Raw genomic sequence first — 21508 nt, forward strand, 5'->3', positions numbered from 1 at the left:
ATGCCATACCCCCGGAAGCTAAAAGTCTCCAGAGTATGGCGGAACAGAAGATGAGCGATCGGACAGAATCGGAATCGCTGATCGGGCGACCGGAATCAGTGATCGGGTGAAATCGGAATCAGTGATCGGACGTGACCGGAACCAACATCTTCCACATAATGAAACAGCGCCTTGGTCAAAGGCGGCATGATGGCATCAATATATTCAGCGGTATATTGCCGGATACGCTGGCTAATATCGGTGGCGGCGTTTAAGCCATATTCAAAAAAATAGAGCGCCATGCGTATCTCATTGGCGCTGACGTCTAGCACCGAATGGGTGCTGATAAACGCATACAGCGGCAGATACTCGTTGATCTCGTTAATGGCCAGGTAGAGATCCATGCCGTACTGTTCCCAGTCGAAAATAATGCCTGCAATGCTCGGGTTTTGCTCAAGTAAGGCCAATAAATCCTAGCTGCCGGTGGGATAGACAATGTGATAGCCCTGATCGGTCAGCGCCTGTGCCAGCTCCCGCACCGGTTCGGCTTTATAAAACACATGTTCCGGCAAAAGTATTGCAATGATGTTCATTCAACGCATCCTATCGTGGGTCCTTCGCTCAGTTATTTCGGCCGAACGTTAAGCATAGCCGGCATTGCGGCTGGCCGGGCGCCGCCAAAGCACATCGCCGGCCGCAAAAAAAACATCTCGCAGGCGCGAACATGCGGGGTGTGAGACATCGCCGGTCTGGCCCGGGCAACGAGCGCCGGCGTCAGGCGTCGGTCACTCAGCAATAGCCATAGTTCATCAGACGGTGATAACGGCGGTTGAGCAACTCTTCCTCGTTGAGACCGTCAAGCTCGGCCAAATCGTCCAGCAGTTGCGTTTTCAGCGCGGCGGCAATGGTCGGCACGTCGCGATGGGCGCCGCCCAGCGGCTCCGGCACGATGCTGTCGATAAGCTCCAGCTCTTTCAGGCGCGAGGCAATAATGCCCATCGCTTCGGCGGCGATGGGCGCTTTGTCCGCGCTTTTCCACAAAATAGAGGCGCAGCCTTCCGGGGAGATCACCGAATAGGTGCTGTACTGCAACATGTTGACCTTGTCGCCCACGCCAATCGCCAGCGCGCCGCCGGAGCCGCCCTCGCCTATCACGGTGCAGATCACCGGAACCCGCAGGCCCGACACTTCGCGCAGGTTTTTCGCGATAGCCTCGGACTGGCCGCGCTCTTCGGCGCCGACACCCGGGTAGGCGCCCGGCGTATCGATGAAGGTAAGCAGCGGCAGATTGAACCGATCCGCCATCTCCATCAGCCGCAGCGCCTTGCGGTAACCTTCCGGCGCCGGCATCCCGAAGTTGCGGCGGATTTTCTCTTTCGTTTCCCGCCCTTTCTGGTGGCCGATGATCATGACTGGCCGCGAATCCAGACGCGCGATGCCGCCGACGATGGCTTTATCATCGGCATAGGCGCGATCGCCCGCCAATTCGTCAAAATCGGTGAAGATATGTCGCACATAATCCAGCGTATAGGGACGCATCGGATGTCGCGCCAGCTGGGCGATTTGCCAGGCGCCCAGATCGGAGAAAATTTTCCGCGTCAGCTCCACGCTTTTTTCACGCAGGCGCTGTACCTCTTCATCCAGATTAATATCTAATTTTTCGTCTTGACGGCTGACTGTGGTCAGCGAGTCAATTTTCGCTTCCAGCTCTGCAATCGGCTGTTCAAAATCAAGAAAATTCTGACTCATAGTATTCCTATATTAGTCAAATTCCAGTTCCACCTGTTCATTTCCCACAAGTGTTCGCAAGTCATTCAGTAAACGGTCAGTCGGCGTCACCCGCCAGGTTGCCCCAAAGCGCAGCCGCGCGCGCGCATCTTGCCGTTGATAATAAAGATGCACTGGAATCGTCCCCGATCGATGCGGTTCCAACGATAAACGGAGACGGTTTAAAAGCTGGTCATCAATTTGCCTGTCGGTCAGCGAGATAGCAAGCCCGCGCGCATATTTTTCACGTGCTTCGCTAATATCCATCAATTCGCGGGCGGTCATCTTCAGTCCACCGTTGAAATCATCAAAGCTGACCTGTCCCTGAGCGATAAGGATACGGTCTTTTTCCAGTAAATGCTGGTATTTTTCCAGTGCATCCGTGAACAGCATAACGTCCAGCCGGCCGGAACGATCGTCTAGCGTACAAACGCCGATCCGGTTGCCCCGCTTGGTGACCATCACCCGCGCGGACAGCACCAGCCCCACCGTGGTCACCATTTTGCCGCGCTCGGTGGGGTGCATATCCTTCAGGCGCACCCCGCCGGCATAGCGTTCAATCTCGCGCAGATATTGGGTGATGGGATGCCCGGTCAAGTACAGGCCGAGCGTTTCACGTTCGCCGTCCAGCACCACCTGCTCCGGCCATGGCGCCACGGTACTGTAGGAGGCTTCCACCGCTTCCGGCTCCTCCGCAAGCACGCCGAACATATCGCCCTGACCAATGGCCTCGGCTTTGGCATGCTGATCGGCGGCCTTGAGCGCGTCGCCGAGAGAATTCATCAGCGCGGCGCGGTGCGGCCCCAGGCGGTCGAAAGCGCCGGACATAATCAGCTTTTCCAGCACGCGGCGATTGAGTTTTTTGATATCGGTGCGCGCGCACAGATCAAACAGTTCACGGAAATGACCGTCCTGATTGCGCGCCTCGATGATCGCTTCGATAGGCCCTTCCCCCACGCCTTTGATGGCGCCGATGCCGTAGACTATCTCGCCCTCTTCATTGACGTGAAAATGGTACTGGCCGCTATTGATATCCGGCGGCAGGACTTTCAGGCCCATGCGCAAACATTCGTCAACCAGCCCCACGACCTTTTCGGTGTTGTCCATATCGGCGGTCATTACCGCCGCCATGAACTCGGCGGGATAATGAGCTTTCAACCACAGCGTCTGATACGACACCAGCGCATAGGCGGCGGAGTGGGATTTGTTGAAGCCGTAGCCGGCGAATTTCTCCACCAGATCAAAGATCTTCATCGACAATTCGCCGTCGACGCCGATACTTTCCGCGCCGACTTTGAATACCGAGCGCTGTTTGGCCATCTCCTCCGGCTTTTTTTTCCCCATCGCGCGGCGCAGCATATCCGCGCCGCCCAGGGTATAACCCGCCAGCACCTGGGCTATCTGCATCACCTGCTCCTGGTAAAGGATGATGCCGTAAGTCGGCTTCAGCACGGGTTGCAGCGAGGGGTGCTGCCACTCGATATCGGGGTAAGAGATGGCTTCACGGCCGTGCTTGCGGTCGATAAAGTTGTCCACCATGCCCGATTGCAGCGGGCCGGGCCGGAACAGCGCCACCAGCGCGATCATGTCCTCGAAACAGTCGGGCTGCAGGCGCTTTATCAGATCCTTCATGCCACGCGATTCCAGCTGGAATACCGCAGTGGTTTCGGAACGCTGCAGCATATCGAAGCTTTTCTTATCCTCCAGCGGGATAGCCGCGATATCGATGGGCTCCAAACCCTGACGGGCGCGTCGGGCGTTGATCATTTCCAGCGCCCAATTGATGATGGTCAGCGTGCGCAGGCCGAGGAAGTCAAACTTCACCAGGCCGACGTACTCCACATCGTTTTTATCGAACTGGGTAACAGGATGGTTGCCTTCGGCATCGCAATAAAGCGGCGCGAAATCGGTAATTTTGGTGGGCGCGATCACCACGCCCCCGGCGTGTTTGCCGGCATTGCGCGTTACACCTTCGAGCTTGCGCGCCATATCAATCAGCGCCTTGACCTCTTCGTCGGCGTCATAGATAGCCTGTAATTGCGGCTCCGCGACGAAGGCTTTTTCCAGCGTCATGCCGGGATCGGGCGGCACCAGCTTGGAGATGCGATCCACAAAGCCGTAAGGATGGCCCAGCACCCGGCCGACGTCGCGGATGACCGCTTTGGCCGCCATGGTACCGAAGGTGATAATTTGCGAAACCGCGTCGCGGCCGTAGGTCTCGGCCACGTGGTCAATCACCAGATCGCGCTTCTCCATGCAGAAGTCGACGTCGAAGTCCGGCATCGATACGCGTTCCGGGTTCAGGAAACGTTCAAACAGCAGATCGAACGCCAGCGGGTCAAGATCGGTGATTTTCAGCGCATAGGCCACCAGCGAGCCCGCGCCGGATCCGCGGCCCGGCCCGACCGGTACGCCGTTATCCTTCGACCACTGGATAAACTCCATCACTATCAGGAAGTAACCCGGGAACCCCATCTGGTTTATCACCTGCAGCTCGATGTCCAGACGTTCGTCGTAGGCCGGGCGCTGCTCACGCCGCCTATCGACATCGGGAAACAGGAATGCTAGCCGTTCCTCCAGGCCTTCGCGCGCGCATTTGACCAGATAATCCTCGGTGGACATTTCGCCGGTCGGAAACTGCGGCAGGAAATATTCCCCGAGGCGGATGGTGACGTTGCAGCGCCGGGCGATTTCCACGCTGTTGGCCAGCGCTTCCGGCAGATCAGCGAACAGCTCGCACATCTCCTCCTCGCTGCGCATATACTGCTGCGGGCTATAATTGCGCGGCCGTTTGGCGTCATCGAGGGGAAAGCCGTCATGAATCGCCACCCGGATTTCATGGGCGTCGAAATCGTCTGCGCTGGTAAAACGCACGTCATTGGTGGCCACTACCGGTAGGCCTCGATGCGCCGCCAGCTCCACCGCGGCGTGCAGGTAGCTTTCTTCGTCCGCCCGGCCGGTGCGGATAAGCTCCAGATAGTAGCGGTCCGGGAAATAGCGCTCGTAGAACGCCAGGCACTGTTCCACCTGGAGCATATTGCCGCGCATCAGGTATTTGCCGACATCCCCTTTGCGCGCCCCGGAGAGCAGAATCAATCCCTCGTTATGCTCAATCAGCCAGTCGCGATCGATAACCGGCCCGGCGGCGCCGTATCCGCGCTTATAGGCGTCCGAAATCAGCAGGGTCAAATGCTGGTAGCCCACATTATTGGCCGCCAGAATGGTCAATTCCGCCAGTTCGTCGCCCAGCATCTCGCTTTGCACAAAAAAATCCGCGCCAATAATCGGTTTGATGCCGGCGCCATGGGCGCTGCCGTAAAATTTAACCAGCCCGCATAAATTGGTGAAATCCGTGATGGCCAGCGCCGGCATATGCAGGGCCGCGGCTTTTTTTACCAACGGGCCGACTTTGACCAGCCCATCGATCATGGAGTAGTCGCTGTGTACGCGCAGGTGAATAAAACGTGGTTCGGCCATAAATGCTACCCGATGTGAAGTGTTGGCGCGACGATCGCGCCGCGCGACAATGACAGGTTCATGCCGGCTCCAGCAACCGCCGGACCGGAGCAAAGCTTCGTCGATGATGCACGGTCGCCCCATGCAGCGCCAGCTTTTCCAGATGAAAAGCGGTGGGATACCCCTTATGCTGGGCGAATCCATATTCGGGGAACTGCAGGTGCAGCGCGGCCATCTCCCGGTCGCGGGTCACTTTGGCAATGATAGAGGCGGCGCTGATTTCGGCCACCCGGCTATCGCCTTTCACTACCGCCTGCGAAGGCATTGGCAGCAGGGGGCAGCGGTTGCCGTCCACAAGAACAAAATCCGGCGCGACGGCCAGACCCGCGACAGCCCGCTGCATCGCCAGCAGCGTGGCCTGGAAAATATTGATCTGGTCAATTTCATAGGCTTCGGCACGGCCCACGCTCCAGGTCAGCGCGCAGCGGGTGATGTCCTCATACAGCGCCTCGCGCCGCTTTTCACTTAGCTTTTTCGAGTCCGCCAGCCCCGTCACCGGCCGGGCGGGATCCAGGATAACGGCGGCGGTCACCACCGCGCCCACCAAAGGCCCGCGTCCGACTTCGTCGACGCCGGCGATAAGCGTCGCCGCAGGATAGATAAAAGGTTCCGTCATGCGTATATCACTAACCTGCAAGAGTATTATCGGTTAATCAGCGCCAGCACCGCGCGCGCCGCCTGTTCATCGGCGTTGCAGCGAATCTGCTGATGCAATTTGCGGAACGTGGCCAGTAGTGCCGCGCGCTGGTCATCATCGTCGAGCAGCTCGATGACGGCCGTCGCCAGCGCGTCCGGCCGGCACGCCTCCTGCAATAATTCCTTGACCAGCTCACGTCCGGCCAGCAAATTGGGCAGCGATACCCACGGGGTTTTCACCAGCTGCCGCGCCAGCGCGAACGTCATCGGCTTCATGCGGTAACCCACCACCATAGGGCACTTCGCCAGCATACACTCAAGCGACGCGGTGCCGGAGGTCAACAGGGCGGCATCAGCGGTAATCATCGCCTGACGGGCCTGATTGTCCAGAAGCCTGACCGACAACGCCGGCGCCACCTCTGCCTTGATGTGCACAAACTGTGCCCGCCGGGCCGGATTCACCAACGGCACGACAATCTCCAGCCCAGAGAAACGCTGGCTTACCCGCTCGGCGGCCCGCAGAAAGTCCGCGCTCAGCATCGCCACCTCGCTTTGGCGGCTGCCCGGCAGCAGCGCCAGACAGCGCGCGGCGGCGGGAATGCCCAATTCCTGCCGCGCGGCGGCTTTATCCGGATCGAGAGGCATGGCGTCCGCCAGCGTATGGCCGATAAACTGGCAGGGGACATTGTGGCGGTCGTAAAACGCCTTTTCAAACGGCAGGAAAGCCAACACATTATCCGTGGCGCGGCCGATTTTGAACACCCGCTTTTGCCGCCAGGCCCAGACCGAAGGGCTAACGTAATGAATAGTGCGGATGCCGCGCCGCTTGAGGCGGCCTTCCAACGTAATCGTAAAATCCGGCGCGTCGATACCGACAAAAACGTCAGGCCGCAACGTGGCGAAGCGGCGGGTCAGGTCTCGGCGGATGCGCAACAGCCGCGGCAGGCGCTCAAGCACCTCGACGATACCCATCACCGCCAGTTCTTCCATGTCATACCAGGCTTCCATCCCTTCCGCCTGCATACACGGACCGGCGACGCCGACAAAGCGGACCTGCGGTAAATGGCCGCGCAGCGCGCGTATCAGCCCGGCGCCGAGAATATCGCCGGAGGTCTCTCCGGCTACCAGACCGATGGTAATGGGACGTGCCGACATAATCAGCGGATAATACCGCGCTGCGAGCGTGACAGGAAGTCCAGGAAGGTATTTACCACCTGATGCTCCTGCGCCAGCGCTTCCAGCTCCGATTTGGCTTCGTCGAGGGTTTTGCCGCTGCGGTAAATAATTTTATAGGCGGCGCGTATCGCGTGAAGCGCGGCGCGATCGAAACCGCGGCGCTTCAACCCTTCTATGTTCGGGCCGAATGGTGTGGCGTGATTGCCCTGGGCGATAACGAAAGGCGGCACATCCTGGGCAACGCCGGAACAGCCGCCGACCATGACGTGGGCGCCAATGACACAGAACTGATGCACCGCGGTCATGCCGCCGATAATGGCGTAATCGTCCACCGCCACATGGCCGCCGAGCGTGGCATTATTGGCCATGATGCAGCGGTCGCCCACCGTGCAGTCGTGGGCGACATGGGCATTCACCATCAGCAAATTGTCGCTGCCAACCCGAGTCACTTCTCCGCCTTGTATCGTGCCACGATGAATGGTCACGCTTTCCCGAATCCGGTTACGGTGCCCGATTTCGACCCGCGTCGGCTCCCCGGCATACTTCAGATCCTGATTGACGTCGCCAAGGGAGGCGAACGGATAAATCTGGTTATCTTCACCGATGCGGGTAATGCCGGTCACCACCACGTGGGACTTAAGCACCGTACGCGCGCCGATTTCGACTTGCGGCCCGATAACGCAGAACGGACCGACATGCGCGCCGGCATGGATAATAACGCCCTCTTCCACGATGGCGCTGGGATGTATAAAGGCGGATTGATCAATCACGTATTCAGGCCTCCCGGCGACGGGCGCACATCATCGACGCTTCGCAAGCCACTTCGCCATCAACTTTGGCAACACCTTTGAAGCGCGCGACGCCGCGACGCTCTTTGATGAATTCAACTTCGAGGATCATCTGATCGCCCGGCTGCACCGGACGCTTAAAACGCGCTTCATCGATGGCGGCGAAATAATAGAGTTCACCCGGCGCCAGCTTACCCGCGCTCTTGAACGCCAGAATGCCCGTAGCCTGGGCCATGGCTTCCAGGATCAACACCCCGGGAAAAATCGGTTTGCCCGGGAAATGACCCTGGAAAAACGGTTCATTGAAGGAAACATTCTTTACCGCCCGCAGAAACTTCCCTTTCTCGAAATCCAACACGCGGTCCACCAGCAGAAACGGAAACCGGTGGGGCAACAATTCTAATATCTCTTCAATATGCAGAGTATGAGTGTCAGTAGTCAAAATACTCTTCCTGTCTTTAAAAAACGTGGCATTAACAACACGGCCTGCTTTAATCCCGGCAGGACAAAACAAGCAGGCCGCGAATATAATAATGGCTCGCCGGGCAACGGAGCCTCGACGCGCATTATCCTCTATAAGGGGCGGGAGCGATTAGTTTTTTGCTAATTTTCGCTCGATGGCTTTCATCCGCTTGCTCATATCGCTAATATTCATGACTAACGCGGCGGTTTTACGCCACTCTTTATTCGGCTGTAGCGGGATCCCGGATGAGTATACGCCGGGTTCGGTTATCGGACGCATAACCATGCCCATGCCGGTCACCGTGACTTTATCGCAAATGGCCATATGGCCATTAATGACGCTCGCGCCGCCAATCATGCAATAGCGGCCGATGGTCAGACTGCCCGCCATAATAACGCCGCCGGCGACCGCGGTATTGTCACCAATAATCACGTTATGTGCAATCTGGCACTGATTATCGATAATCACGCCGTTGCCGATGGTGGTATCGTCCAGCGCGCCGCGATCGATGGTGGTGCAGGCGCCGATTTCAACCCGATCGCCGATGATGACGCGGCCCAGCTGCGGGATTTTGATCCAATTGCCACGATCGTTGGCATAGCCGAAACCATCGGCGCCAATGACGGTACCGGATTGGATCAGGCAACGCTCGCCGATGACAATGTCGTGATAGACGGTGACGTTGGCCCATAAGCACGTGCCGGCGCCAATGCGGGTGTTCTTGCCGACAAAACAGCCAGGGCCGATTATCACGTCATCCCCCAGCACCACGCCGGATTCCACCACGGCGTTAGCGCCCACCGCCACCCGCTGTCCCAGGGTCGCGTCAGGCGCAATGACCGCGCCCGCGCCGATATCCTCGGCAGGCTTCGGCGTGGTGTCCATCAGCTGCGCCATACGGGCGTAAGTCAGGTAAGGATTACTAACCGCCAGCGCGGCGCCGGTGCAGAAAGGCAGACTGTCTTCGGTGAGCACCACCGCCGACGCCTGACAGGAAGAGAGTTTTTCACGAAAGCGGCTGTCCGAGAGAAACGTAATCTGGCCCGCTTGCGCGCTGTTCATGGAGGCAATGCCGGTGATGACGATCTCGCCATCACCGTGCAATTGTGCATCCAACTGCTGTGCTAAATCAGCCAGTCGAATTGAAGACATAACTTATTTGACCTGTTTCAGAACGTCAGCGGTAATGTCTTTGGCGTTGCTGGCATAAGCGACGGCGTTAGCATCGATAACGACATCATAGCCTTCTTTGGTGGCAACGCTCTTCACCGCGTCCTGAATACGGCTCAGAATTTTGTTACGTTCTTCCGTCTGGCGACGACGGTTGTCCTGCTCGAACGCCTGCGCTTTGGTGGAGAAGGTTTCGCGCTGCGCCCTCACCGATTTCTCCAGAGAGCTACGCTCGCTGGCTTTCATGGTGGAGCCGTCACGCTGCAGACGCTGCATCTTGGTCTGTAGGTCACGTTCCATAGACTGAAGTTCGGTGGCGCGGCCCTTGAATTCATTTTCGAGCTGTTTAGTGACCACGGCACGCTGCTGCGACTGCTGGAAAATGCTGGAGACGTTAACCACAGCAATTTTATCGGCAGCTTGCGCGACGGTGGAGGTAGCTAGTGCTAAACCCAGGCCCGCGGCATATAACCACTTTTTCACTATAAACTCCTTAACCACTCATTGTGTTTTGCTTCATTGTAAAGCCAGGCGACAGTGTAAACCTGCTTTTCACGCAACATCTTACGTCAATGCCTCTGTCGCCCTGCTCCTTGCCTGCACATCATCCCGTGTAATATTACCACGTTTTACCGATATTAAGCTGGAACTGCTCTGACTTGTCGCCGTCGTATTTCTTGACCGGCTGCGCATAAGAGAACACCAGCGGCCCCAGCGGCGACATCCACTGCAGGGCGATACCGCTGGAAATACGGATATTGCCCGGATCGCTGTAGTCCGGAATACCGGCGGCGCGGGTCGCGCTGGTATTTTGCCAGTCGGTGTCCCAAACGGTGCCGCCATCGACAAACAGCGAGGTGCGCACCGAGTTGGCATATTTTTCGCTCAAGAACGGCGTCGGTACAATAAGCTCGGCGCTGGCGATGGCCATCGCGTTGCCGCCCACGGCGTCGCTGGAGTTGTCTACCGGACAATCACTATAGCGGGTATTGCCTCTATTGCACTTATAATACGCCGCTTTCGGACCAATGGTATTGGAACGGAAACCGCGCACGGTGTTGGAACCACCGGCATAGAAGTTGTCGTAGAACGGCACATCCTTGCCGCCCAGCCCGTCGGCGTAGCCGGCGCGCGCCCGGCCCATCAGCACCCAGTTGCCGCTTTCGCTAAGCGGGATGTAGTGGCTGGCGTCGAAGGTGATTTTGTAATATTCGTTATCGGAACCAGGCACCGTCACCTTACCGGTCAGGCTGGCGCGAGAACCGGCGGTGGGGAAATAACCGCGGTCCAGATTGTTGTAGCTCCAGCCCATCGAGAAGAAGAAGTCATCGGCGCTGAAATCGGCGTCGCTGTCCGCCTTATCCGTGGTGACCACCTTGGGATTGATGCCGACGCTGTTCAGATAGCGCCACATTGTGACCTGCGGCTCCATATTGGTCAGATCGTCATGCACGTAGTCCAGGCCGAAATTCAGCGAATGGTTTTCGCTAATGGGGAAGCCCAGCGTGGTGCCCACGCCGTAGCTGCGCAGGTCGTAGTCCGACAAATCCGCGTCATCAGCGTTAAAATCATTGTAGAAGATCTTGCCGCCCAGGCTGACGCCATCCACCGTAAAGTAGGGATCGGTCATCGACAGCTCGGCATAGGTCTGGTAGTCGTTCTTGGTACCGCTAAAGCCGACGGAGTTACCGGTCCCCAGCCAGTTATCCTGCTGGATACCGAACTGGAAGCTGACGCCGCTCTCGGTCCCGAAGCCGACGCCGACGTTGATGCTGCCGGTGTTGCGCTCCTTCACCTTGTAGACCACGTCTACCTGGTCCGGCGAAGGCGAACCGGGCACGCGCTGGGTTTCGGTATCCATGGTTTCAAAGTAGCCCAGACGATTGAGGCGCTCTTTACCCTGATCGACCAGATTGCTGCCGAGCCAAGCGCCTTCCATCTGGCGCATTTCACGGCGCAGCACGGAGTCCTTGGTGATATCGTTGCCTTCAAAGCGTACCTGGCGCACGTAGAACCGGTTGCCCGCGTCGACGCTGACGTGCAGCTTGACCGTTTTGTCCGCGTCGTTAATTTCCGGCGGCGTCGCCACGCGCGGATAGGCATAGCCGTAACGACCCAGCAATTGCTTGATGTCGTTCTCCATCTTGGTGACCTTGGCGCCGTTGTACAGTTCGCCCGGCTGCACCTTGGCCAACTGCTCGATTTCGGCGGAGTGGCCGGCCATGTTGCCGTTGACCACCGTGCCGGACAGCTTGTATTGTGCGCCTTCGGTGATGTTCAGGGTGATGTAGATGCCCTTTTTGTCCGGCGTCAGGCTGACCTGCGTGGAATCGATATTGAAGCGGGCATAACCGCGATCGAGATAAAAGCTGCGCAGGGTTTCAAGATCCCCGGCCAGGTTTTGTTTTTGGTATTTGCGATCGCCCACCACGTTCCACCACGGCACTTCATCGCGCAGCTGGAAGCGTGAAATCAGCTCATCGGTGGTGAAAGCATGGTTGTCGACAATATTGATTTGCTGAATTTTGGCCGAGACGCCTTCGGTAAACACCAGCTTCAGATCGACGCGGTTGCGCGGCAGCGGCGTGACCACCGCCTTCACCGTGGCGCTGTATTTGCCGGCGCTGTAGTAGAAGTCCTCGAGCCCCTTTTCAATATTGGAAATAGTGGTGCGGTCAAGGGCCTCGCCGACCCGGACGCCTTGGGCATCCAGGTTTTGCTTGAGCATCTCCTCCTTCACCGCTTTGTTGCCGGAGAAGGTAATGCTGGCAATGGTCGGGCGCTCCTTGACCTGTACGACCAATGAATCTCCGTCACGCAGCACCCGGACATCCTCAAAGTTTCCGGTAGCGAAAAGAGCGCGGATAGTATTGCCGATATCTTCATCGGTCGCCGTGTCGCCGACACGGATCGGCATACTGAGTAACGCCGCACCGACGGCGACCCGTTGCAGTCCTTCGAAATGAATGTCCTTCACTACGAACCCGTCTGCACCGTATACGGTGGCGCTGCTAAGAAGCAGCGACGCTATGAGCAACTTTTTCATCGCCATCGTGGTTATGCGTTCTTCCTAACATAATCTCAGGCTATCATAGCCTGGAGAAATCATTGAAAAGGGCCAGACCCATTAGCAGCACCAGCAAAATCGAGCCGATACGGTAACTAAAGTCCTGCACTCGTTCGGACACCGGCCCTCCCTTGAGCTTTTCTATCGCCAGGAAGAGCAAATGGCCACCATCTAACACCGGTAACGGGAACAGATTGATAATCCCTAAATTGACGCTTATCAGCGCCAGAAACATCAGGTAATAAATCAAACCGTATTCCGCTGACATTCCTGCGCCCTGGGCGATAGAAATCGGCCCGCTAAGATTGTTCAGCTTAACATCTCCGGTTACCAATTTGCCTAACATACTGACCGTAAGCCGCATCAGCTGCCAGGTTTTTTCGCCGGCCTGGGCCAGGGCCGGGAGCGGACCGTACTGCCGCACGGTTTTGTATTCTGCCGGCAGCGGGATGATCTTCGGCACGACGCCCGCGAAACCTTCCACTTCCCCTTTGCCCACCGGCTTGCTGTCGGGTCGCAGGGTGATATCCAGTGAGCTGCCCTGCCGTTCAATGCCTACCCGCAGCGGCCGACCGGGGTTATCGCGTACCTGGGTCACAAACAGCTGCCATGCGGCGACCGGCTGACCATCGACTTTAACGATCCTGTCGCCGGCTTGCAAACCGGCTTTCATCGCGGCCGACCCCTGCTGGACTTCGGCAAGCACCGGCTCAATGCGCGGACCGAGGGGAATAATGCCCAGTGCAACAATGGCGTCTTGCTTGTTCAGCTCGAATTGCCAGCCGCGCAAATCCAGCGTTTTCCGCTCGCCCTGCGCGGCGCCGAACGGCGCGACGCCAAGGGTGGTTTCGCCGTCGCCAATCTTATCGATAAGCTGCAGGCGAACTGAATCCCAGTCAGGCGTTTCGATACCGTCAACCGACTTAAGTTCCATACCGGGAGAAATTTCGGCCTGCGCTGCGATAGACTTGGGGGCGACTTCGCCAATAACCGGCCGGTAGCTCGGCACGCCTATTAGAAACACCAGCCAATAGGCGAAAATGGCGAACAAGAAGTTGAACACCGGCCCGGCGGCGATAATCGCGGCGCGCTGCCAGACGGTCTTATGGTTGAACGCTTCGTGACGACGCTCGGGCGCGACGGTGCCTACCCGCTCGTCCAGCATTTTGACATAGCCGCCCAGGGGAATGGCGGCGATAACATATTCCGTGCCGCGTTTATCACGCCGGCGCCACAGCGCACGCCCGAAGCCGATGGAAAAACGTTCCACCGTCACGCCGCAGCGGCGGGCCACCCAAAAATGACCGAACTCATGCACCGTGATCAATACACCCAGCGCGACGATGAACGCGGCAAGACTCCAGAAAAAGTGCAGCATAAGCGCTCCCAGTCCCGACTCAGATAGCGTTAAAGACCAGCAGCATCAGACAGGCGAACACCGGCACCGCGGCGGTCAAACTGTCTATACGATCTAAAATACCGCCATGGCCGGGGATTAAATGGCCGCTGTCCTTGATGCCGGCCTCCCGTTTGAACATACTTTCGGTTAAATCACCCAGCACCGACGCCAGCGCCGCGACAACCGAGCAAATCAGCAGCGTAAGCGGTGCGGCGTCAAGGGGCGCATATTTGCCGAACAGCCAGGCTATCAGCGCGGAAGTGACCAGACCGCCCACCAGCCCTTCCCAGGTTTTGCCGGGAGAGACCTTCGGTGCCAGCTTGTGACGGCCCCGCGCGCGCCCGAACATGTAGGCGCCGGAATCCGCGCCCCAGACCAACAACATGACATACAATAGCCACCAGGCACCGGTAAAGTGGTTAATATCATAATGGTGCTGACGCAGCGCAAGCATGCCCCAGAAAAAGGGAAAAATGGTCAGGATACCGAACGCCAGCCGCAGTAGCCGGGATTCGCGCCAAAGCGTGGCGGAGCGGGGATAGCACAATACCAGCAACAGCACCGCCAGCCACCAGGCCAGGGCGGCCCATAAGGCATATTGCGCCTGCCAGACGGTCACGAACGGCCGATAGGCCGGTACGGTGAGCATCATCAGCGCCAGCAGCAGACCGCAGAGTATGGCAAACCAGATGCGCTGACTGCGGGAGGCCAGTCCCGCAAGCTGCCCCCATTCCCAGGCGCTCAGCATACACACTGCGAGGGTAACCAGGGCAAATCCAACCGGCGGCAACAAAAACAGTGCGGCGATAACAATGGGTATCAGGACAAAAGCAGTAATCAGGCGATACTTCAGCAAAAATCCCCCCTAGGATGCGTTGGCATCATTAGGTGTAGTTCCACCGAAGCGCCGCTCGCGTTGAGCAAAAGCATTCAGCGCACCTTCAAAAACAGCGTCGTCAAAATCCGGCCATAACACGTCGGTAAAAAACAGCTCTGCATATGCTATCTGCCACAGCAAGAAATTACTGATGCGATGTTCCCCTCCGGTGCGGATCACCAGATCCACCGGGGCCAGCTCGTTCATGCAGACCACTTGGCATAAGGCGTCCTCATCTATCTGGTCGGGACACAGGATGCCCTCTTGCACCCGAGCGGCGAGTTGCCGTACCCCCTGAATGATATCCCAACGTCCACCATAATTCGCGGCAATATTCAGGGTCAACCCGTCATTATTACAGGTCAGCGCCTCGGAGCGGCGGATGTGCTCCTGCAACCGCATACCGAAGCGCGAGGTGTCACCGATAATACGCAGCCGGACGTTATGCTTGTGCAGGCTTTTCACTTCGCTGTCCAGCGCCCGCATGAACAGCTCCATTAGCGCGGAAATTTCCTGGCTGGGGCGATTCCAGTTTTCGCTGCTGAACGCATACAGCGTCAACGCGTCGAAATGATGGCTGACGGCAAAGCTTACCGCGCGGCGGACCGACTTGACGCCGGCTTGGTGACCGAAGATACGTAATTTCCCCCGGCTTTTCGCCCAGCGGCCGTTACCATCCATAATAATCGCCACATGGCGTGGTGAGGAGGGAGGCAACGCTTTTGGCTTTTGCTGATTTTCGGACGACATCACGCTTACGTATTTCCTCACTAAGAATACCACCGTCTTACCGGAACGAAGGGCCCCGAACGCGCAAAAAAGCCGTGTGCGTACACGCCCTGTAACTGTTTTTACCCGGCTGGCCTTCATCGACGGGATGAGTGGCGCAGACTATATCATTTTGCCGGTCATCGAACAAATCAGCCGTCGCGGCGCATCGTCGCGTCACCGCCCGTAATACCTGACGCTTTGGTGAGCCATTTCCCGCGCCTGACCGTCGATGGTCAGCACCGCTTCCACGCTGTCCGGTTCGGGCAGATTGCTCTGTTCCAGCACCCGCCGATTGACGGCGGTAATATCGGTAAAGCGGATATCGCCACGCAAAAACGCCGCCACCGCGATTTCATTGGCGGCATTAAGCGTGGTGGTCGCCGCTTGGCCGCACTGGCTGGCGTCGACCGCCAGCTGCAGGCAGGGATAACGGGCGGCATCCGGCTGCTCGAAGCTCAGCGTGCCGAGGCGTAAAAAATCCAGCGGCGCAACGCCGGACGGCACCCGCTCGGGATAGGCCATGGCGTGTGCGATCGGCGTACGCATGTCCGGCGACCCCAATTGCGCCAGCACGCTGCCGTCGGTATAGCGTACCATGGAGTGGATGATGGACTGGGGATGCAACAGCACTTCCATCTGTTCGGCCGCGGCATTGAACAACCAGCGCGCTTCGATATATTCCAATCCCTTGTTCATCATGGTAGCGGAGTCCACCGATATTTTGCGTCCCATCGACCAATTGGGGTGGGCGCAGGCCTGCTCCGGCGTCATCATGCCCAGCTCGGCCAGCGATGTCTGGCGAAAGGGGCCGCCGGAGCCGGTCAAAATAATGCGCGACACGCCATGTTCCATCAGGGAAGCGTAACCCAACCCGCGCTGAAGTGGTTCAGGTAAACTCTGAAAAATCGCGTTATGTTCGCTGTCCACCGGTAGCAATAGGGCGTGATGGCGGCGCGCCTCGTTCATGAACAGCCGCCCGCAGGTGACTAGCGACTCTTTATTGGCCAGCAATACCCGCTTGCCGGCGCGCAGCGCCGCCAGCGTCGCTGACAGGCCAGCGGCGCCGACAATCGCGGCCATGACCGTATCCACCTCATCGAGCGCCGCCAGCTCGCATGTGGCCTGCGCGCCCGACAGCACGGCGGTGGCGGCACCCGCCGCATTGAGGTTGGCTGTGAGCGCCCGCGCCGCGGCGGCGTCCGCCATACAGGCGTAGTCGGGACGAAAGGCCAGACACTGCTCGGTCATCAGGGCAACGTTGTTACCGGCCACCAGCGCGCGCGCGGTGAATTGGTCGGGATTGTGCTTTACCACCGCCAGCGTACTGGCGCCAATGGAGCCGGTACTGCCAAGAATCGTCAAATGCCGCATGAAGTTACTTTTTATACCGCGTTGGAATATGAAGGAAACATCTAGTCTGAGACGATGGCGCCGTTTTGTCTATGGCGGCTCAAACAAAAAAAACGCTGCAGCGACAGCACCCCGCCAGGGAGGCGCCGCTGCGGCGTTTTTGATTCACCAGCGGATTAAATTTCCATTAATTCCGCTTCTTTTTCCGCCAGAGCGCTATCGAGCTTTTTGATCCAGGCATCGGTAAGCTTTTGGATCTCGTCTTGCGAACGGCGGTCTTCGTCTTCACCGATGGTTTTGTCTTTCAGCAGCGCCTTCACTTTATCGTTGGCATCGCGACGGACATTGCGCACCGACACCCTGCCCTGTTCCGCCTCGGCGCGCACCACCTTTATCAAATCGCGGCGGCGCTCTTCGGTCAGCGGCGGCAGCGGCACGCGAATAACCGTACCGGCGGAAGAGGGATTGAGCCCCAGATCGGAGGCCATAATGGCTTTTTCCACCGCCGGCGCCAGCGCGCGGTCAAAGACGGTGATAGCCAGAGTGCGGGAATCCTTGGCAACAATATTGGCCAGCTGGCGCAGCGGCGTCAGCGTGCCGTAATATTCGATCTGAATACCGTCAAGCAGGCTCGGGGAAGCGCGGCCCGTGCGGACTTTGCTGATGTGGTTTTTGAACGCGTCGACGCATTTTTCCATGCGAATCTCGGCATCTTTACGGATTTCATTAATCACGTTGCGAACCCTTGAGACTTGGTTATCCGGGCGGACCGTGGCCGTTGGTTGCCAGGCCCCGTTATGCATTACTTGATAATTAAGGTGCCTTCTTTATCACCCATTACCACCCGCCGCAGCGCGCCAGGCTTGTTCATATTGAACACGCGAATCGGCAGATTGTGATCCCGCGCCAGGGTAAAGGCGGCCAGATCCATGACTTTCAATTCTTGCTTCAGCACATCCTGATAGCTCAATTGATCGTAAAGTGTAGCATCCGGATGTTTTACCGGATCGGCGGAAAAGACGCCATCCACTTTCGTCGCTTTCAGCACGGCTTCGGCTTCAATTTCAATACCGCGCAGACAGGCGGCGGAATCGGTGGTAAAGAAGGGATTGCCGGTACCGGCGGTAAAAATGACCACGCGATTATTGCGCAGCAGGCTGATGGCTTCGGCCCAGCTGTAGTTGTCGCAGACGCCGTTCAGCGGAATCGCCGACATCAGACGGGCATTGACATAGGCGCGATGCAAGGCGTCGCGCATCGCCAGACCGTTCATGACGGTCGCCAACATACCCATATGATCGCCCACCACACGGTTCATGCCGGCCTTCGCCAGCCCCACACCGCGGAACAAGTTGCCGCCGCCGATGACCACGCCCACCTGGATACCCAGCTCCACCAGTTCTTTGACTTCCTGGGCCATGCGATCCAGCACGCGGGCGTCGATACCGAAACCTTCGGCGCCCTGCAGGGCTTCACCGCTCAATTTGAGCAGAATACGCTGGTAAATGGGTTTTGCGTTGGTTGCCATTTGATCTGTTCCTTGAGAGCGATTTCATGGGATGAAATTGACCTGGTGCCGCGCCCGGCTGATGAGTGCGGCACACGTCGTCTGACATTATTCCGGCTCATTAAAACGGAACCGCCTGCAGGCGGTTCCGAACAACTTAATTAAAACTGCTTACCCATCGCGGCCACTTCGGCGGCGAAATCGACTTCGGCTTTCTCAATGCCTTCGCCCACTTCAAAACGGATGAAGTTGTTGACTTTGGCACCGTGTTCACTCAACAGCTGGCCGACGGTCTTGCTCGGATCCATCACGAAGTGCTGGCCGGTCAAAGAAATCTCGCCGGTGAACTTGCGCATACGGCCTTCAACCATTTTCTCGGCGATTTCACGCGGTTTGCCGGACTGCATGGCGATGTCCAGCTGGATTTGATGCTCACGGGTCACGACGTCGGCCGGCACATCATCCGCGTTGACATATTCCGGTTTGCTGGCGGCGATGTGCATCGCGACGTGCTTCACCAGTTCCTCGTCCGCGCCGGCGGCGGAAACCATGACGCCGATGCGCGCGCCGTGCAGGTAAGAGCCGAGCACGTCGCCTTCAAGAACGCCCAGACGGCGGATATTGATGTTTTCACCAATTTTTGCCACCAGCGCGGTGCGCTTTTCTTCAAATTTGGCCTTCAGGGCCTCAACATCAGCGATGCGTTCGTTCAGCGCCGCGGTGATGACCTCGTCGCCAAAGGCTTTGAAGCCGCCGTCTTTGGCAACGAAATCGGTTTCACAGCTCAGCTCGATGATGACGCCGTATTTGCCGTCCTGCGCGATTTTGGTCAGGATGACGCCTTCAGCCGCGACGCGGCCCGCTTTCTTGGCGGCTTTCGCCTGGCCGGACTTACGCATGTTGTCGATAGCCAGTTCGATATCGCCCTGCGCTTCAACCAGGGCTTTCTTGCATTCCATCATGCCTGCGCCGGTACGTTCACGCAGTTCTTTAACCAGGGCGGCGGTAATATCAGCCATTATCTGTTCCTCGTTATTCCGTGTTGGAGATAGGTAAAAAAGAGGGCCTGAAGACAGGCCCTCTAACCAACATATTTAAAACTTGGTTAATAAGGGCTCCTGAGAGCATGCCTTATTATTCAGCTTCCACAAAGCTTTCTTCAGCCTGTTCCGCCAGATCCTGAGAACGGCCTTCGCGCACGGTAGTCGCAACGGCGGTCAGGTACAGGTTGATTGCGCGAATGGCGTCGTCATTACCCGGGATAATGAAGTCCACGCCGTCCGGATCGGAGTTGGTGTCAACGATAGCGAAAACCGGAATGCCCAGATTGTTGGCTTCTTTGATAGCGATGTGTTCGTGTTCAGCATCGATAACAAACAGCGCGTCCGGCAGACCGCCCATATCCTTGATACCGCCCAGGCTGTTTTCCAGCTTGTCCAGTTCACGAGTGCGCATCAGCGCCTCTTTCTTGGTCAGCTTCTCGAAAGTACCGTCCTGAGACTGGGTTTCCAGGTCTTTTAAACGCTTGATGGACTGACGAACCGTTTTCCAGTTGGTCAACATCCCACCTAACCAGCGATGGTTGACGAAGAATTGATCGCAGCTGTTGGCCGCTTCTTTTACCGCTTCGCTTGCGGCGCGCTTGGTGCCGACAAACAGGATTTTACCTTTGCGCGAGGCGATTTTGTTCAGCTCGGCCAGGGCCTCGTTGAACATCGGTACGGTTTGTTCCAGGTTGATGATGTGAACTTTGTTACGGGCGGCGAAGATGAAAGGCTTCATTTTCGGGTTCCAGTAACGGGTTTGGTGACCGAAATGGACACCGGCCTGGAGCATGTCACGCATGGAAACAGTTGCCATGATAAACCTCTAAGTAAGTTTGGGGTTATGCCTCCACGTATCCCATACGGCCGACCCCGGCCTTGCGGTCAGAGCACCCCGGCGCATGTGCCGGTACGTGTGTGTAATAACACAATTGAGTTTCGTTGCGACGAACGTCGCGCGGCTTAAAAAAACCTGGCGCCTATCGTCGGCGCGCTTTATACCATAAACCACGCCAGGACTCCACCAAATGTTTTCTCGCGCGGCGGGAAAAATGATAATTTGGCAGTGCCGAGCCGTACTGATACCATTAATGCCACTCACTAATTTATCCTATATTATTGTCGACCTTGGCGCCGACTGTGGATCTCTACATGGCCATTCCTATTAAAACATCAGACGATATCGCTAAGATGCGCGTTGCCGGCCGGCTGGCCGCCGAGGTGCTGGAAATGATTGAACCTTATATTAAACCCGGCGTAAGCACCGGCGAACTGGATCGTTTGTGCCACCAGCACATTACCGAAAAGCAGCATGCCGTTTCCGCGTCGCTCGGCTACCATGGTTTTCCGAAATCGGTCTGCATTTCGGTGAATGAAATGGTGTGCCACGGTATTCCGAGCGATGAGAAAAAGCTTAAAGATGGCGACATTCTGAATATTGACGTCACGGTCATCAAAGACGGTTTTCACGGCGATACCTCGAAGATGTTTATCGTCGGCAAACCGACCATTCTCGGCGAACGGCTGTGCCGGGTGACGAAAGAGAGCCTTTATCTGGCTATCCGCATGGTCCGGCCGGGCATCCGCCTGCGCACCCTCGGCAAGGCGATTCAACAGTTCGTCGAAGCGGAAAGCTTCTCGGTGGTACGCGAGTATTGCGGCCACGGCATCGGCGAAGGCTTTCATGAGGAGCCGCAGGTGCTACATTATGACGCCGACGACGACGGCGTGGTGTTGCAGCCGGGCATGGCGTTCACCATTGAGCCCATGGTCAACGCCGGCGACTACCGCATCCGCACCATGAAAGACGGTTGGACGGTGAAAACCAAGGATCGCAGTCTGTCGGCGCAGTACGAGCATACGATCGTGGTGACCGAGGACGGCAGCGAAATCATGACGCTGCGTATCGATGACTCGTTGCCGACGGTGATCCACCACCCGGCCTGATACCGCTTGCAGCCCCCGACCCCATGCCGGACGGCGGCAAGCGTTAATTCCG

The 21508-nt window shown here is 57.6% G+C and carries 18 protein-coding genes and 1 pseudogene; 1 reads left to right on the forward strand and 18 read right to left on the reverse strand.

Annotated elements, in window-relative coordinates; all coding sequences use genetic code 11:
- Positions 1 to 146: 146 nt before the first annotated feature.
- The 18 genes and pseudogenes from ACMX3H_RS11225 to rpsB all read right to left on the reverse strand — a co-directional run.
- Positions 147 to 572, reverse strand: a pseudogene (locus tag ACMX3H_RS11225) (Orn/Lys/Arg decarboxylase N-terminal domain-containing protein); the annotation flags it as partial.
- 196 nt (positions 573 to 768) lie between these two features.
- Positions 769 to 1728 carry an acetyl-CoA carboxylase carboxyl transferase subunit alpha gene (gene accA / locus ACMX3H_RS11230; protein WP_415210900.1) on the reverse strand — a complete coding sequence of 320 codons (960 nt, stop codon included), beginning with the start codon at positions 1726 to 1728 and terminating at the stop codon, positions 769 to 771.
- 12 nt (positions 1729 to 1740) lie between these two features.
- Positions 1741 to 5223 carry a DNA polymerase III subunit alpha gene (gene dnaE, locus ACMX3H_RS11235; protein WP_415210901.1) on the reverse strand — a complete coding sequence of 1161 codons (3483 nt, stop codon included), beginning with the start codon at positions 5221 to 5223 and terminating at the stop codon, positions 1741 to 1743.
- 58 nt (positions 5224 to 5281) lie between these two features.
- Positions 5282 to 5878, reverse strand: coding sequence for a ribonuclease HII (rnhB, locus tag ACMX3H_RS11240; protein ID WP_415210902.1), 597 nt, complete (start codon positions 5876 to 5878; stop codon positions 5282 to 5284).
- A gap of 26 nt (positions 5879 to 5904) precedes the next feature.
- Entirely contained in the window at positions 5905 to 7053 is a 1149-nt protein-coding gene (lpxB, locus tag ACMX3H_RS11245) for a lipid-A-disaccharide synthase (protein ID WP_415210903.1), read from the reverse strand.
- 2 nt (positions 7054 to 7055) lie between these two features.
- Positions 7056 to 7844, reverse strand: coding sequence for an acyl-ACP--UDP-N-acetylglucosamine O-acyltransferase (gene lpxA / locus ACMX3H_RS11250; RefSeq protein ID WP_415210904.1), 789 nt, complete (start codon positions 7842 to 7844; stop codon positions 7056 to 7058).
- A 4-nt stretch (positions 7845 to 7848) separates the two neighbouring features.
- The gene (gene fabZ / locus ACMX3H_RS11255; RefSeq protein WP_011411663.1) at positions 7849 to 8304 is read right to left on the reverse strand and encodes a 3-hydroxyacyl-ACP dehydratase FabZ; all 456 of its coding nucleotides are present in this window, start codon (positions 8302 to 8304) and stop codon (positions 7849 to 7851) included.
- A gap of 150 nt (positions 8305 to 8454) precedes the next feature.
- Positions 8455 to 9477: a UDP-3-O-(3-hydroxymyristoyl)glucosamine N-acyltransferase gene (gene lpxD, locus ACMX3H_RS11260; protein ID WP_415210905.1), complete on the reverse strand. Its 1023-nt coding sequence runs from the start codon at positions 9475 to 9477 to the stop codon at positions 8455 to 8457.
- Between the two features lie 3 nt (positions 9478 to 9480).
- Positions 9481 to 9978 carry a molecular chaperone Skp gene (skp, locus tag ACMX3H_RS11265; RefSeq protein WP_415210906.1) on the reverse strand — a complete coding sequence of 166 codons (498 nt, stop codon included), beginning with the start codon at positions 9976 to 9978 and terminating at the stop codon, positions 9481 to 9483.
- 136 nt (positions 9979 to 10114) lie between these two features.
- On the reverse strand, positions 10115 to 12547 hold the full coding sequence (gene bamA, locus ACMX3H_RS11270; RefSeq protein ID WP_415210907.1) for an outer membrane protein assembly factor BamA: 2433 nt from the start codon (positions 12545 to 12547) through the stop codon (positions 10115 to 10117).
- Between the two features lie 37 nt (positions 12548 to 12584).
- Complete coding sequence (rseP, locus tag ACMX3H_RS11275) at positions 12585 to 13940, reverse strand: sigma E protease regulator RseP (RefSeq protein ID WP_415210908.1); 1356 nt, start codon at positions 13938 to 13940, stop codon at positions 12585 to 12587.
- A gap of 19 nt (positions 13941 to 13959) precedes the next feature.
- Complete coding sequence (gene cdsA / locus ACMX3H_RS11280) at positions 13960 to 14817, reverse strand: phosphatidate cytidylyltransferase (protein ID WP_415210909.1); 858 nt, start codon at positions 14815 to 14817, stop codon at positions 13960 to 13962.
- A 9-nt stretch (positions 14818 to 14826) separates the two neighbouring features.
- The gene (gene ispU / locus ACMX3H_RS11285) at positions 14827 to 15588 is read right to left on the reverse strand and encodes a (2E,6E)-farnesyl-diphosphate-specific ditrans,polycis-undecaprenyl-diphosphate synthase (RefSeq protein ID WP_415210923.1); all 762 of its coding nucleotides are present in this window, start codon (positions 15586 to 15588) and stop codon (positions 14827 to 14829) included.
- Between the two features lie 195 nt (positions 15589 to 15783).
- Positions 15784 to 16980 carry a 1-deoxy-D-xylulose-5-phosphate reductoisomerase gene (gene ispC, locus ACMX3H_RS11290; RefSeq protein ID WP_415210910.1) on the reverse strand — a complete coding sequence of 399 codons (1197 nt, stop codon included), beginning with the start codon at positions 16978 to 16980 and terminating at the stop codon, positions 15784 to 15786.
- A gap of 155 nt (positions 16981 to 17135) precedes the next feature.
- The gene (frr, locus tag ACMX3H_RS11295) at positions 17136 to 17693 is read right to left on the reverse strand and encodes a ribosome recycling factor (protein ID WP_415210911.1); all 558 of its coding nucleotides are present in this window, start codon (positions 17691 to 17693) and stop codon (positions 17136 to 17138) included.
- Between the two features lie 68 nt (positions 17694 to 17761).
- Positions 17762 to 18487: a UMP kinase gene (gene pyrH / locus ACMX3H_RS11300; protein WP_415210912.1), complete on the reverse strand. Its 726-nt coding sequence runs from the start codon at positions 18485 to 18487 to the stop codon at positions 17762 to 17764.
- Positions 18488 to 18627: 140 nt separating this feature from the next.
- Entirely contained in the window at positions 18628 to 19485 is an 858-nt protein-coding gene (gene tsf / locus ACMX3H_RS11305; RefSeq protein WP_415210913.1) for a translation elongation factor Ts, read from the reverse strand.
- A 115-nt stretch (positions 19486 to 19600) separates the two neighbouring features.
- Positions 19601 to 20326, reverse strand: a complete 726-nt coding sequence (gene rpsB / locus ACMX3H_RS11310) for a 30S ribosomal protein S2 (RefSeq protein ID WP_415210914.1) — start codon at positions 20324 to 20326, stop codon at positions 19601 to 19603.
- A gap of 335 nt (positions 20327 to 20661) precedes the next feature.
- Between rpsB and map the strand changes: the two genes are divergently transcribed.
- Positions 20662 to 21456 (forward strand): type I methionyl aminopeptidase, encoded by a 795-nt coding sequence (gene map, locus ACMX3H_RS11315; RefSeq protein WP_415210915.1) that lies wholly within the window; start codon positions 20662 to 20664, stop codon positions 21454 to 21456.
- Positions 21457 to 21508 lie beyond the last annotated feature (52 nt).

Source organism: Sodalis sp. (in: enterobacteria) (assembly GCF_047607725.1).
In the GTDB taxonomy this organism is placed as follows: domain Bacteria; phylum Pseudomonadota; class Gammaproteobacteria; order Enterobacterales; family Enterobacteriaceae; genus JBLKSS01.

What these genes read in the sequence shown, in the direction of transcription:
- rnhB (WP_415210902.1), bottom strand. Translation starts at nt 5,878, where the DNA reads ATGACGGAACCTTTTATCTATCCTGCGGCGACGCTTATCGCCGGCGTC.
- rpsB (WP_415210914.1), bottom strand. Translation starts at nt 20,326, where the DNA reads ATGGCAACTGTTTCCATGCGTGACATGCTCCAGGCCGGTGTCCATTTC.
- lpxB (WP_415210903.1), bottom strand. Translation starts at nt 7,053, where the DNA reads ATGTCGGCACGTCCCATTACCATCGGTCTGGTAGCCGGAGAGACCTCC.
- map (WP_415210915.1), top strand. Translation starts at nt 20,662, where the DNA reads ATGGCCATTCCTATTAAAACATCAGACGATATCGCTAAGATGCGCGTT.
- dnaE (WP_415210901.1), bottom strand. Translation starts at nt 5,223, where the DNA reads ATGGCCGAACCACGTTTTATTCACCTGCGCGTACACAGCGACTACTCC.
- ispC (WP_415210910.1), bottom strand. Translation starts at nt 16,980, where the DNA reads ATGCGGCATTTGACGATTCTTGGCAGTACCGGCTCCATTGGCGCCAGT.
- rseP (WP_415210908.1), bottom strand. Translation starts at nt 13,940, where the DNA reads ATGCTGCACTTTTTCTGGAGTCTTGCCGCGTTCATCGTCGCGCTGGGT.
- tsf (WP_415210913.1), bottom strand. Translation starts at nt 19,485, where the DNA reads ATGGCTGATATTACCGCCGCCCTGGTTAAAGAACTGCGTGAACGTACC.
- lpxD (WP_415210905.1), bottom strand. Translation starts at nt 9,477, where the DNA reads ATGTCTTCAATTCGACTGGCTGATTTAGCACAGCAGTTGGATGCACAA.
- ispU (WP_415210923.1), bottom strand. Translation starts at nt 15,588, where the DNA reads ATGTCGTCCGAAAATCAGCAAAAGCCAAAAGCGTTGCCTCCCTCCTCA.
- accA (WP_415210900.1), bottom strand. Translation starts at nt 1,728, where the DNA reads ATGAGTCAGAATTTTCTTGATTTTGAACAGCCGATTGCAGAGCTGGAA.
- pyrH (WP_415210912.1), bottom strand. Translation starts at nt 18,487, where the DNA reads ATGGCAACCAACGCAAAACCCATTTACCAGCGTATTCTGCTCAAATTG.
- bamA (WP_415210907.1), bottom strand. Translation starts at nt 12,547, where the DNA reads ATGGCGATGAAAAAGTTGCTCATAGCGTCGCTGCTTCTTAGCAGCGCC.